General features: G+C 61.6%; 11 protein-coding genes and 1 other RNA gene. 2 read left to right on the top strand and 10 right to left on the bottom strand.

All coding sequences use genetic code 11. The annotated features are described in order from the left end of the window. Window positions 1–10: 10 nt before the first annotated feature. From ftsW to rsmI, 10 genes are all read right to left on the bottom strand, one after another. The gene (gene ftsW / locus KZO83_RS13800) at window positions 11–1,195 is read right to left on the bottom strand and encodes a putative lipid II flippase FtsW (RefSeq protein ID WP_040241766.1); all 1,185 of its coding nucleotides are present in this window, start codon (window positions 1,193–1,195) and stop codon (window positions 11–13) included. Beyond that, the gene (murD, locus tag KZO83_RS13795) at window positions 1,189–2,556 is read right to left on the bottom strand and encodes a UDP-N-acetylmuramoyl-L-alanine--D-glutamate ligase (protein WP_247621208.1); all 1,368 of its coding nucleotides are present in this window, start codon (window positions 2,554–2,556) and stop codon (window positions 1,189–1,191) included. Before murD ends, ftsW begins: the two co-directional genes overlap by 7 nt. 1 nt (window position 2,557) lies before the next feature. Beyond that, window positions 2,558–3,640 carry a phospho-N-acetylmuramoyl-pentapeptide-transferase gene (gene mraY, locus KZO83_RS13790; RefSeq protein WP_040241771.1) on the bottom strand — a complete coding sequence of 361 codons (1,083 nt, stop codon included), beginning with the start codon at window positions 3,638–3,640 and terminating at the stop codon, window positions 2,558–2,560. A gap of 9 nt (window positions 3,641–3,649) precedes the next feature. Further along, the gene (locus tag KZO83_RS13785; RefSeq protein WP_247621207.1) at window positions 3,650–5,008 is read right to left on the bottom strand and encodes a UDP-N-acetylmuramoyl-tripeptide--D-alanyl-D-alanine ligase; all 1,359 of its coding nucleotides are present in this window, start codon (window positions 5,006–5,008) and stop codon (window positions 3,650–3,652) included. After that, window positions 5,005–6,534, bottom strand: coding sequence for a UDP-N-acetylmuramoyl-L-alanyl-D-glutamate--2,6-diaminopimelate ligase (locus tag KZO83_RS13780; protein ID WP_247621206.1), 1,530 nt, complete (start codon window positions 6,532–6,534; stop codon window positions 5,005–5,007). The genes KZO83_RS13785 and KZO83_RS13780 overlap by 4 nt, the downstream gene beginning before the upstream one ends. Continuing rightward, window positions 6,534–8,246, bottom strand: coding sequence for a peptidoglycan D,D-transpeptidase FtsI family protein (locus KZO83_RS13775; protein ID WP_075369815.1), 1,713 nt, complete (start codon window positions 8,244–8,246; stop codon window positions 6,534–6,536). The genes KZO83_RS13780 and KZO83_RS13775 overlap by 1 nt, the downstream gene beginning before the upstream one ends. Then, entirely contained in the window at window positions 8,243–8,569 is a 327-nt protein-coding gene (gene ftsL, locus KZO83_RS13770) for a cell division protein FtsL (protein ID WP_247621205.1), read from the bottom strand. The genes KZO83_RS13775 and ftsL overlap by 4 nt, the downstream gene beginning before the upstream one ends. An 8-nt stretch (window positions 8,570–8,577) precedes the next feature. Continuing rightward, entirely contained in the window at window positions 8,578–9,573 is a 996-nt protein-coding gene (gene rsmH, locus KZO83_RS13765; protein ID WP_247621204.1) for a 16S rRNA (cytosine(1402)-N(4))-methyltransferase RsmH, read from the bottom strand. 97 nt (window positions 9,574–9,670) lie between these two features. Further along, an RNA gene (rnpB, locus tag KZO83_RS13760) (RNase P RNA component class A) lies at window positions 9,671–10,024 on the bottom strand. Between the two features lie 66 nt (window positions 10,025–10,090). After that, window positions 10,091–10,951, bottom strand: a complete 861-nt coding sequence (gene rsmI, locus KZO83_RS13755) for a 16S rRNA (cytidine(1402)-2'-O)-methyltransferase (protein ID WP_247621203.1) — start codon at window positions 10,949–10,951, stop codon at window positions 10,091–10,093. 167 nt (window positions 10,952–11,118) lie between these two features. Between rsmI and KZO83_RS13750 the strand changes: the two genes are divergently transcribed. Together KZO83_RS13750 and KZO83_RS13745 are read left to right on the top strand one after the other, a co-directional pair. Beyond that, entirely contained in the window at window positions 11,119–12,924 is a 1,806-nt protein-coding gene (locus KZO83_RS13750; RefSeq protein WP_247621202.1) for a penicillin-binding protein activator, read from the top strand. Continuing rightward, window positions 12,905–13,276 carry a YraN family protein gene (locus tag KZO83_RS13745; protein ID WP_247621201.1) on the top strand — a complete coding sequence of 124 codons (372 nt, stop codon included), beginning with the start codon at window positions 12,905–12,907 and terminating at the stop codon, window positions 13,274–13,276. The genes KZO83_RS13750 and KZO83_RS13745 overlap by 20 nt, the downstream gene beginning before the upstream one ends. Window positions 13,277–13,292 lie beyond the last annotated feature (16 nt).

Genomic DNA, 13,292 nt, shown 5'->3' with positions numbered 1-13,292 from the left:
TGATGAGGCACTAGCGCTCTCCTCGTTCTTGCTTTTTCGCTTGGCGTGCCGCTTGAGTGGCGCGCATCTTGGCTCGCATTTCGGCATCGACGCGCAGTAACAAGGCAACCATGACACAGCTAACTGCCAAGCTAGAGCCCCCATAGCTCAATAGCGGCAACGTCAGCCCTTTGGTAGGCAACATGCCCGTGCTGACGGCAATATTGATGAATGCTTGCGCCCCAAACACCAGCGAGATGCCATAGCACAGGTATGCGGAAAAAGCCCAGCCTCGCAATTCGGCCTTGCGCCCGATGCGAAGCCCACGAAAGACAAGCAGCGCGAAAAGGCAGACGACGCCCACGGCCCCGACCAATCCCAACTCCTCGGCCAACACCGCGAAAACGAAATCGGTATGCGCTTCGGGTAGATAAAACAACTTCTGGACACTATTACCAAGCCCAAGTCCCAACCAATGTCCACGTCCGAAGGCGATCAATGCTTGCGTCAGCTGGTAGCCACTGGAGTATTGATCTGCCCAAGGGTTGGCGAAGCTGGTAATACGTTCCAGGCGATAAGGCTCGGCCACGGCCAGCAAGCCACCGGCTGCCACAACCACGATCATGACGAGCCCAAAACGGCCCAACGGCGCTCCCGACATCAGGAGCATGCCCATCATGCAACCGCCGATCACCACGACGGCACCGTAATCCGGCTCGAATATCAGAAGTGCCACGTATACTCCGAGCACCACGAATGGGCGCAAGAAAGCCCCCCAGTCACGACGCACTTCGGGTAAGTAACGTTGCAAGTAATCGGCGAAGTAGACGATCAGACACAACTTGGCGACTTCCGAGGCTTGAATATTGGCAATGCCCAAGGGGATCCAGCGTTTGCTGCCATTGACTTCGTGCCCGATGAGAAGAACCGCGATAAGAAGCACGATGCCCAACAGCAGTAAACCCGGTCCCCAGGAACGCCAGCGCTCGAGCGGTATACACAGCGCCACGAGCCCGAAAAAAATCGAGCAAAGGACGAAAACGCCATGGCGAATACTGAAATAATAAGGGTTGCCGGTAAGGCTAGTCGCGATCTCGGACGACGCCGACGTCACCATTATCCAGCCCACCACCAACAACGAGAATGTCGCCAGCAGCAACCACCCATCGGTGACTTGTCCCTGGGTGGACAGCCGTTTTTCCCAACGCGCTAACATATCGTCGCTCCGCCCTGCGTCAGCCACTGTCGGAACGCGTCTCCACGCGCCATGTAATCGGGAAATTGGTCGAGGCTTGCACACGCGGGCGACAACATGATGGCATCACCAGCGCACGCAATGGTATGCGCCCGCTGCATGGCCGCGTCGAGGTCGGCAACACGGGTAACCGGAACGTGCCCGGACATGACATGCTCGAGGCGCTGAGCATCGCGCCCAAACACCACTACCTCGCGCGCATGGCGCATCAGCGGCTCAACTAGTGGCGTAAAATCCGCACCCTTGCCGTCACCACCCGCCAGTAGAATAAGGCGACCCTCGAGCACCGGCCCGACGCCGTCAATCGCCGCCAATGTCGCGCCCACATTGGTGCCCTTGGAATCATTGATCCAGCGCACGCCATCGCGCTCGACAACCAGCTCGCCTCGGTGCGGCAAGCCGGGGAAACGCTCGAGCACACGACGCATGGCCGTCAGCGGCAGTCCCAATTGTGTCCCCATCGCCAGGGCCGCCAGGGCATTGGCATGATTGTGCCGCCCGGGCATGCGCACACGACGCGTCGACATCAGCGGCGTATCGCCATGCACAAGCCAGGATTCCCCAGCATGCTCGGCGATGCCCCAATCGCCGCCAGAAGGGGCTTGAGTGGTGAATCGTGCCACTTCACGCACATCCGTATCAGGCCATGTGGCGGTATCGTCAGCATTGACGACGGCATGCCGCGCGCCACGAAAGACACGCTGCTTCGCCGCCCGGTAGCCGTGCATATCGCCGTGGCGGTCCAGGTGATCCTCGCAAAGATTGAGAAACGCCGCCGTTTCGGCGCTCAACCATGCAGTGGTTTCCAGCTGAAAGCTTGAGAGTTCGAGCACGAACAGTTCGGCGTCTGGCGCGTCGGCAAGCAAGTCGAGGGCCGGCGTGCCGAGATTTCCCCCGACTGCGACGCGAAGGCCTGCCTCCCATGCCATCTCACCGAGCAGCGTGGTCACCGTCGATTTGGCATTGGAGCCGGTGATTGCGGCTATCGGCGCACGACACGCACGCACGAAAAGCGCAATCTCGCCGACCACGTGCGGGCCTTCGCCCTCAGCATTCACGTACTCGATGAGCCCCGGCGTGCGCAAATCCACCCCAGGGCTAACCACGATTTCACGTGCCTCACGCATGTCCAGCGCTTGCAGCGGGCCACACACCACTTCGACGTCTGGATAGGCTGCACGAAAAGTCTCCAGGCCGGCAGGCGTCTCGCGCGTATCGGCAATCATGAACGCCACTCCCAGGCGTTTCAGATGCCGCGCAATCGCTAGGCCGGAGACACCCAGCCCGATGACCAGCGTATATTCAGGGGGCACCTTGGCCATGTCAGCGAATCTTCAACGTCGCCAGCCCCAGCAAGACCAGCACGACCGTGATAATCCAGAAACGCACGATGACACGCGGTTCAGGCCAGCCCTTGAGCTCGAAATGATGATGCAACGGGGCCATGCGAAAGATACGTCGCCCTGTCAGCTTGTAGGACCCCACCTGCAGCATGACCGAGACGGTTTCCATCACGAAAACGCCGCCCATGATGAACAGTACGATTTCCTGACGCACGATGACGGCGACCACGCCCAACGCCGCGCCCAGGGCCAATGCCCCGACATCGCCCATGAACACTTGAGCAGGATAGGTGTTGAACCACAAGAAGCCCAGCCCGGCCCCCGCGATGGTGCCGCAGAACACGGCCAACTCGCCGGCGCCCGGCACCAGGGGAATATGCAAATATTGCGCGAAGACGGTATTACCGCTCGCATAGGCGAAGATCGCCAACCCCATGGCAACGAGCACGGTCGGCATGATCGCCAGGCCATCGAGACCATCGGTGAGATTGACCGCATTGGAGCTACCGACGATGACCAAATAGGTCAGTACGATATAGAACAGCCCCAACGGCACTACGATGTCCTTGAACAACGGAACGATCAGGCTGACCTCGACGGGACTGGCAGCCGTCAGATACAACACCACCGCCGCGCCGAGCCCGATCGCCGATTGCCAGAAGTATTTCCAGCGAGCCGGCAAGCCGCGCGGATTCTTCTCCACGACCTTGCGGTAATCGTCGACCCAGCCGATGGCGCCGAAACCCAGCGTCACGGCCAGCACCAGCCAAACGTAGTGATTGGTCAGGTCCCCCCAGAGCAGGGTGCTGATAGCGATGGCAATGAGGATCATCGCGCCACCCATAGTCGGCGTGCCGGCCTTGGAAAGGTGCGATTGCGGTCCATCGTCGCGCACCGCTTGGCCGATCTGACGTTCGACCAGACGCTTGATGACCTGAGGCCCCAACCATAGGCAAAGCATGAGAGCCGTCAGCGTTCCCAGAATCACGCGCAGGGTCAGGTAGTTAAAAACGTTGAAGGCGCTTTGAAAATTCGCCAATAAGTCAGCCAGGAAAAGCAGCATGAGTCGCGTTCACCTTGATGCATCCGTGCGCAGTTCGGCAATCAAACGCTCCATGCCGGCACTGCGCGACCCCTTGACCAGCACACTGGCCCCAGAGGGAAGATGGTCGTGGGCATAACGCACGAGCGTCGCCCAATCATCGAAATGACACGCCGAATCGCCGAATGCCGCCACCATGGGGCGGGCATCGGCACCGAACGTGCCGAGAAAGTCGATCTTCAGTTCCCGCGCAGCGCGGCCCAAGTCAGCATGCAAGCGCTCGCTATCGCGGCCCAGCTCCCCCATGGCGCCCAGGAAGCACCAGCGAGGCGCGGGCATATCGGCCAACACCGCCAGGGCCGCACGGACCGCACCGGGGTTGGCATTGTAGGTATCATCCAGTAGACGCGAGCCACGCGGCCCCGGCACACACGCCATACGGCCGGACATTGCCTCACAGGCCTCGAGCCCGGCGACGATATCCTCGCACGAGACGCTGAGTGCCCACGCCGCCGCCGCACTGGCCAGCGCATTGAGCACATTATGGCGCCCCATTAAAGCCAACTGGATCCGGCCCAAAGGCTCGCCATCCACGGATAGCGTGAAAGCATAACGCCCGGCGTCGTCACAGGCCAGCGCCTGGGCACGCACTCGTGCCGTGGCATCGAGTCCGAAATCGACCACCTCGACCTCACCCGCCAGTTCCCGCCACAGAGGATAAAACCGATCGTCGCGATTGAGCACGGCCGCGCCCGAGGCCGGCAATCCCTGGAGAATTTCCGCCTTGGCCTGGGCGATCTGGCCGAGACCGCCGAACTCACCGATGTGCGCGCCCGTGACATTGGTAATCACCGCCACATCGGGACGTGCCAACGCCGTCGTCCAAGCGATTTCCCCCAAGTGATTGGCCCCCATCTCAATGACCGCGCGGCGATACGTTGACGATAACGCCAGTAATGTCTGCGGCACGCCGATATCATTGTTGAGGTTGCCCTGCGTAGCGAGGGTGGGCTGCGAACGGGACAGGATCGCCGCGAGCATTTCCTTGACCGTGGTCTTGCCACTGTTACCGGTGACAGCCACTAATTCACCCGACCACGCGCGCCGCCGAACGCGCCCCAACATCCCCAGCGCCAAGCGCGTGTCGGCGACTTCGATCTGTGGCAAGGAGGTCGCCATGGGCCGCGATACGATCGCCCCCGCCGCGCCCCTGGCACGCGCCTCCTCCAAGAAATCATGGCCATCGAAGCGTTCGCCGACCAAAGCCAAGAAGACGTCGCCCGGCGCGATTCGACGTGTATCGCTAACCACTTGCACAGCCTCGGTGTCTCCCCCCGGGGGAGACACCCCCAGCCAACCGGCGATATCGCGTAGCGTCGTCGCGCTCATGCCTCATGCTCCCGACGTCGCTCGAGTGCGGCCTGTGCCACCTCGACATCGCTGAACGGATAACGTCGGCCATCGATATCTTGATAAGCTTCATGCCCTTTGCCAGCAATCAGCACGATGTCGTCCGCGCCGGCCTCCTGCAGGGTACGCTCGATCGCCTCGCCACGTCCCGCCACGCATTGCGTGCGAGCCTGGCTCGTACTCGAGAGCCCTGCCACGACCTCGTCACGAATCGACGCCGCCGGCTCGCCACGCGGGTTGTCGTCGGTGATCACCAGGCGGTCGGCGAGTGCCTCAGCGGCTTGCGCCATCAGCGGGCGCTTACCGCGATCGCGATCACCGCCGCACCCAAAAACGCACCATAGCTTGGCCCCTTCTTGGGCGGGCACATGGGCGCGTAACGCCTCGAGTGCGTTGTGAAGTGCCTCCGGCGTATGCGCGTAGTCGACCACCACAGTCGGCGCATCATCCGCGACCAGACGCTGCATACGCCCCGGCACCGGCGCGAGTTGAGCGGCGGCATCGAACAACACGGCCAAGTCGCTGCCCAGGCCGTAGAGCGTTGCCATCGCCAAGAGCACGTTGTCGAGATTGAAACGCCCCAGCAGCGACAGCTCCAATTCTCGCTCACCTTCCGGCGTTGCGATCAAAGCACGCTGTCCAAGCGCATGCGGAAACCAGTCGATGACCCGCAAAGTAGTCGCTTCATCGCTCCCCGTGGCGAGCACGCGCACCCCCTTGGGAAGGCCGGCCAGCATCAATGGCGCCAAACGATCATCGCCGTTGACCACCGCAAGCGACAACTCACGATGCTTGAATAGGCGTGCCTTGGCCGCTGCGTAGGCGGCCATGCTACCGTGATAATCGAGATGATCGCGGCTGATATTGGTGAACACTGCGGCATGGAACCGGCACCCGACCACACGCCCTTGCTCGAGCGCATGCGACGAGACCTCCATGGCGACGCGCTCGATACCCTGCGCACTCAGATTCCCCAATGATTCTTGAAGCGCCAACGGCCCCGGCGTCGTCAACGCGGCAGGTTCGAGCTGCCCCGGACGTCCAATGCCCAAGGTGCCGATAACCGCCGTCGCCGTACCCAGCGATTCCGACAGTGCGGCCATATAATGGGTGACTGAACTCTTGCCATTGGTGCCGGTCACGCCAATCAGTTCCAGTGTTTTGGGGACACCGAACAGGTAACGCCCGAGCTCACCGAGACGCCCGCGCAGACCTGGCACGCCAAGCACACGCGCATCCTGTAAGGGAACATCTTCCGGCATCGTGTCCGCATCGCAGAGTACCGCGTCCGCGCCGGACGCCAGCGCCTGGCTGATAAAAGCACGCCCATCGACATGCGCCCCCGCCACGGCCACGAACAACACGCCGGGGCCCGCTTCGCGACTGTCGAGCGTCATCACACAAGTGGATAGCGCAGGACGCCAGCCATCGAGCAGCGCAGGCGTGGCGTGCGATGGCCAGAGCAACGCCAAGGTATCCGCCAAACGTTGCGTATCGGTTTCCATCACTCGGAAGTCTCCTGTTTATCGGGGGGCACATCGAGAAGACGCAGCGCCTTGCCCACTACACGGCCAAAGACCGGTGCCGCCACCAGACCACCGTAATACTCGTCTCCCTTGGGATTGTCGATCATCACCACCGTCACGATGCGCGGATCGGAAACCGGCGCAATACCCGCGAACAGGCCGCGGTAGGCTTTTTGCTGATAGCCCCCGGCGGTCACCTTGCGAACCGTGCCGGTCTTGCCCGCGATGCGGTACCCCTCCACCATCGCACGCGAGCCACCGGCATCGGGCTGCACGATCTTCTCCAGCATGCCCAGTAATTCATGCGCAATCGTCGGCGACATGACTTGATCCCCGATAGGCGCCGAGGTGCGCTTCAACAACGAGGGATGTAGGCGCCGACCGTCATTGGCGATCGCCGTGTATGCACTGGCAAGCTGCAATGGCGTCAGCGAGAGACCATAGCCATAGGCCATGGTAGCCTGGGCACTGCGCGACAGGCCGGTTAAGGACGGTAGACTGCCACTACCTTCGCCCGGAAAACCGGTTCCCGGGGGCTGCCCAAGCCCCAGCTTCTGATATTGCTTCCAGATAGTGCCCTTATCCAGCTTCAAGGCGATATGAGACATCCCGATATTGGACGAGTGCAGCAGGATACCCCCGGGGGTAAGCTTGCCGTAATTGCGAAAGTCGCTAATCGTATACCCATCGATGACCATCCACCCGGGTGAGGTGTCGATGACCGTATCGGGATCGATCTTGTCCGTCGCCAGCGCCGCCGACATCGCCAACGGTTTCATGACCGACCCTGGTTCGATAGCGTCGGTCACCGCTTGGTTGCGCAGACCATTGACGTCGATCGAAGTGCGATTGTTGGGGTTATAGGACGGAAGATTGGCCATCGCCAGGACCTCGCCGCTGCGCGCATCCATCATGACCAAGGAACCACCGTCGGCATCATGCTCGTCGACGGATTTCTGCAACTCACGGTACGCCATGTACTGCAAGCGCAGGTCGATCGATAGCGTCAGATCGCCCCCCGGCTTGGCGTCCTTGAGCAAGTGTAGATCGCGCACCAGACGGCCTTTGCGATCCTTGAGCACACGACGCTTGCCAGGCTGGCCACTGAGATAGTCGTCGTAAGCCAACTCCAAGCCTTCCTGGCCATGGTCGTCGACATTGGTGACACCCACCAGTTGCGCGGCAACATCCCCCGAGGGGTAATAACGCTTGTACTCGTCTTTGGCGTAAACGCCCGGTATATCGAGGTCGCGGGCAGGTTTTGCCGCTTCCGGCGTCATGCGCCGCCGCAGATACATGAACTCATGCTCGGAATAACGCTCGACACGCGCTTCGAGCGTATCGGGATCCATCTTCAAGGCGCGCGCGAGCGTCGTCAGTTGGGCCGGATCGGAAGGCAGTTCCTGGGGATTGGCCCATAGAGTAACCACCGGCGTGGAGATCGCCAGCGGATCACCATTACGGTCGGAGATCATCCCTCGATGCGCATTGATGGGCTCGACACGCAACGTGCGTGCATCGCCCTGATTCTGCAGAAAGTCTCGGTCGATGACGTTAAGGTAGGCAATGCGACTGACCAGGGCGCCCAGGCCGATGATGACGATGCCCAGCAAAAAAAGGTAGCGCCCACGCCCCATTGGCCCGTTATTCGGCGAACGACGCCCGGTGGTGGATCGGCGTTCGCGACTCATGGACGAATCACCTCGACATCATCGACGTCGGGGACACGCATATCCAGGCGCTTAACGGCCATGTCCTCGACCCGCGCCGGCGCCGACCAGGTGCTCTCCTCGAGAAGCAGTCGCCCCCAGACGGTCTGCAAGCTATCACGCTCGCTTTCAAGCTCTTGAAAGCGAGCATACTGCACGCGTGTCATATGAGTACTGGCGATGGATGCCAACGAGCTGATCAGCATCACGCCAATCAGCACCAGCAAGATGATATGGCGCCAACGCAAGCGGCTGGCGAAAGGCCAGCCTGTCTTGAGCGCGGTGTTTCGTCCTTGAGCCGCCATCACGAACCTCAGTCGAGTTTCCGGGCCACGCGCATCACGGCACTACGCGCACGAGGATTGAGGGCCACCTCACACTCCCCGGGACGACTCGCCTTGCCGACCATGGCCAGGCGTCGATTCAACTGCGTATCGCGAATCGGGAAGTCGCGTGGCAGGTGCGTATCGCCACGTGCCTGGTCGCGAATGAAGCGTTTGACCAGCCGGTCCTCCAAGGAATGAAAACTGATCACCACTAAACGCCCACCCGGCGCCAGCGCCTCGAGTGCTGCAGCGAGCGCGGCCTCGAGCTGCTCGAGCTCGCCGTTGATATGAATGCGAATCGCCTGAAACACCCGTGTCGCGGGATGTTTGCCTTTTTCCCAGGCCGGGTGCGCGGCCTTGACGAGTTCCGCCAGATCTTCGGTATGCGTGATCGGTCGCTCAGCGCGGCGTGCGATGATCGCTTTGGCAATGCGTCGCGCGAAGCGCTCCTCGCCATAACGTTTGAAGACATCGCTCATTTCGCGCTCGGGGACGCGGGCCAGCCAATCGGCGGCACTTTCTCCCTGAGTGGGGTCCATCCGCATGTCGAGCGGCCCATCGCGCAAGAAGCTGAAACCACGCGAAGGATCGTCAAGCTGTGGCGATGAAACGCCAACATCCAATAACACCCCGCTTAAGCGACCATGCAACGCGTGATCGTGGGCGATGGTGTCCAGCTCGGCGAAGCGGCCGTATTGAAGAGAGAAACGCGAGTCATCTAGCGTAGCGCCTTCGGCAAGCGCCGCCGGATCGCGATCGATGGCCAGCAGGCGTCCTTGGGGGGATAGACGCTCGAGGATCGCGCGGGAATGCCCACCGCGGCCGAAGGTGCCGTCCAGATAGCAGCCGTCGGGGTCGGTGATCAGTGCGTCTACCGCACCGTCGAGCAACACACTCGCGTGTCGGTAATCAACCGCCCGATCATCAACAGCACTCGGCGTATCGGAAAGCGGGTCCTTCTCGGGATTGTCACGATGCTGCATGAATCACTCGGGCGTTAGGGCCTGCCGCCGCTGTATCGGGCCGCCCGAAGGCAGATGTCGCGGCATGACGCGCACAGACCCGGAGATCTGAAATTCGAATGGGAGCCAGCCTATAAGCCGGGTTCTGTCGAGGACAGCCATTCCTCTAGGGGCCGCGTCACCACGACCCTCAAGCAACCTACCCGAACCCAGCGCGGGCCACGCCTTTGGGTTCCTATTTGGTCTTGCTCCGGGTGGGGTTTACCTTGCCACGCACTGTTACCAGGCGCGCGGTGCGCTCTTACCGCACCCTTTCACCCTTACCGGCGGGCCAAAGCCCGCTTAGGCGGTCTACTCTCTGCTGCACTTTCCGTCGACTCACGCCGCCCAGGGGTTACCTGGCACCCTGCCCTATGGAGCCCGGACTTTCCTCCCCCGCGCAATACGCGGCGGCGACTGTCCGGCCGGCTCCCAAGCGCGCAAGAATAACAGCCCCTTGCAGGCCCCTCAAGCGCCTAAACGCCGCAGGGACACATTGTTACGCATCACTCTCCTTGAGGGCCTGTGCACATTGGTACCAATATTTTTTGCGCCCTCCGAGGCGGCTGGCGACGACCGTCGCCGCGGCCTTGACGCCGACGCCTTCGGCGAGCATTGCTGCAAGCCACGCCTCGCCTTCGACCAGGGCTTGTGTCTCATCGTCACGCGGCTCGGCGCCCGCCACCATGATCACGAATTCACCGCGTGCCTGGTTGGGATCTTCACGCATGTGCGCCAGCAATGTCTCGGCATCGGCGTCGAGAAAGGTTTCGAACGTCTTGGTCAACTCACGCGCCAAGACCACGCGCCGCGAGCCGAATAACGCTGAGATGTCCTGAAGCGTCGCCTGAATGCGATGCGGCGATTCGTAATAGACCAAGGTTTCTTCACGCTCTAGCGCTGCCGTCAGACGCTGGCGTCGCGCACCTCCCTTGGCGGGTAGAAACCCTTCGAATAGAAAGCGATCCGTCGCCAAGCCGGCGGCCGACAACGCCGCGACCAGTGCACAGGCACCGGGCACTGGGATGACCCGATGCCCGCTAGCACGCAGCTCCCGCACCACCACGAAGCCAGGATCAGAGATCAGTGGCGTTCCTGCATCGCTGATCAACGCCACATCCTGGCCGGAGGCCAGCGCATCGCGTAGCGCCGTCACCCGCGATGCTTCATTGTGCTCATGTAACGAAACCAACGGCTTATCGATTCCCAGATGACGCAACAAGCGTGCGCTGTGCCGCGTATCCTCTGCAGCCACCCAGGAAACCTCACCGAGCAGACGGGCCGCGCGAGGGCTCAGATCCTCGAGATTCCCAATCGGCGTGGCGACCACGTACAATGCCCCTTCACATCCTTCGCTCATTCGTTAACATCCCGGTTGCGACGCTCTATTGGATAACTTGCGTCGTGTCATGTCGCCAGAGTGCCACGCGCCAGTGGAGCATGCAGTCGGCGCCAGACTTAGCACGCATCAGACATAATCCGGAACAGGGAACCGTCCGAGTCACACCGCCATAAAGGAATGACACCATGCCCAAATCGTTGCGCAGCCTGTTCGGGCTCGCCTTGATCGCCCTACTACTCGCTGGGTGCGCCAGCGGCCCGGGGCCCAGCGACACACGCCCCGCTACGCAAGGCCTCAGCGCTAGCGAACTGCTCGATAAGGCCCAAGGCCAATCCGCCAGCCAAGCAGCACAGAGCAGGCTCCAAGCGGCCCACATTCTATCACGGCAAGGCAATGACGAGCAGGCGCTGGACATTGCCCAAGACCTCGATGCGTCTCGACTAACACGCGAGGATCGCATCGATCGCGCGCTTCTGATCTCCGATCTCAGCCTGCGCAAGGAAGATGGCCGAAGCGCGCTGGTGGCCACTCAGATACTCGGCGATATCAACGACATACCACGCGATGCGCAGCAGACATTACGCCATCGTCGCGGCCTGGCGCTAACCCTAGTCGGCGAGTCGCGTGCGGCGGCGGAATCCCTGATCGAATTGCAACGCGACGAGGCACCGTTCGAACTCAACGACGACATCTGGACGCCACTGTCGCGACTGAGCGAGACCGCACTCGACCGCATGGAGGCGCGAGACGACACCCTCACCCAAGGCTGGGTCGAGCTCGCACGGCTATATCGCCAAAGCGGCGGTGACATGTCCCGCCTCACCGACGCACTGGCCGATTGGCGCGCGAATTACCCCAACCATCCCGCTGCCCGCCGTCTGCCTAGCGACCTCTCCGCACTGAAGGATCTGCGCGGCAACGATGTGAAGCACATTGCCATCTTTCTCCCGGAGTCCGGCCCGCTGGCCAACGTGGCCAACGCGATAAAGAAAGGCATCGAGGCACGCCACATGGACGCCCTTAACCAGGGCGAACAGACACCACAACTGACGTACTACGACAGTAGCGCAGGCAATCTCGAAGCCCTTTACGCACAAGCAACCATGGATGGCGCACAGGTCGTACTAGGACCGCTCGACAAGGACTTGGTGTCGCAACTCGAACTGCGCGACAGCGTCGCTCTGCCGACGCTGGCCCTCAACTACGGCGAACACGACCGCAATCAAGCAGACGAGCTTTTCCAATATGGGCTGTCGGCCGAGGACGAGGCGCGTCAAGTCGCCAAGCGCGCACGCATGGATGGCCATCACGGGGCAGCCGCACTGATCCCTGACAATGCTTGGGGCGAACGCGTATTCAAGGCTTTCCGCACGAATTGGGAAGACCGGAAAGGCGAGCTCGATTCCGTCGTGCACTATGACCCCAAGGGCTCCGTCAGCGAGGCGACCAAACGCTTGTTGAATGCCGATGGCAAGCGCAGTGGAAACGAGGATATCGACATGCTCTTTCTCGTGGCATTGCCTAGCTATGCGCGCCAAGTCCCCCCCACGCTGGACTATTACTACGCAAGCGATCTCCCGGTCTACGCGACGTCTCAGGTCTATGGCGGCCAACCCGAACCGCGCGCCGACCATGACCTCAACGACGTGATGTTCATGGATATCCCCTGGCTAATACCGGATGCGGCGACCGGCGGCGAAGAAGCGCTGCCGTTCTACTCCACTTATCGCGAACTCAACGCGCAAGACGATCCTAGCTTGCTCAAGCTCAATGCCATGGGCGTCGACGCCTACGAATTAGCACGGCGTTTACCACTGATGCAGGCACTGCACTCACTGGAAGTCTTCGGCGCAACCGGAACGCTTCAGGCACGCGATGACGGACGCATCCAACGCACGCTGCCCTGGGCCCAATTCCAGTCCGGCGTGCCCGCGCCGCTACTGACCGGCGGGTCCGACCTGGATATCGGCAATGTCACGCTCGACCCATGACCCACGGCGGCGCGGCCTCGACATGGAGCGCCGCACCGCCGACTGGCTGACCACCCATGGCTTGCAGTTGGTGGATACCAACCAACATGCCAGACGTGGCGAGATCGATCTCGTCATGCGCGACGGCGAGACGCTGGTCTTCATCGAAGTGAGGCACCGCACCCACACCAGCCATGGTCACCCCCTTGAGACCGTGACCGCCGCCAAGCAGCGTCGCCTGGTCAGCGCGGCACGTTTTTATCTCCATCGCAACGGGCTATCATGTGCGTGTCGTTTCGACGTCGTCGGCGTCACCGGCACGCCACCCCATCTGTCGTTCGAGTGGATTCGTTCGGCATTCGACGCCTTTTGACCCAAGCAAGGCCTAC

Source organism: Chromohalobacter moromii (assembly GCF_023091865.1).
Classification (GTDB): domain Bacteria; phylum Pseudomonadota; class Gammaproteobacteria; order Pseudomonadales; family Halomonadaceae; genus Chromohalobacter; species Chromohalobacter moromii.
Note: the sequence above shows the minus strand (reverse complement) of the source record. Positions and strands in the feature narration are given on the sequence as shown.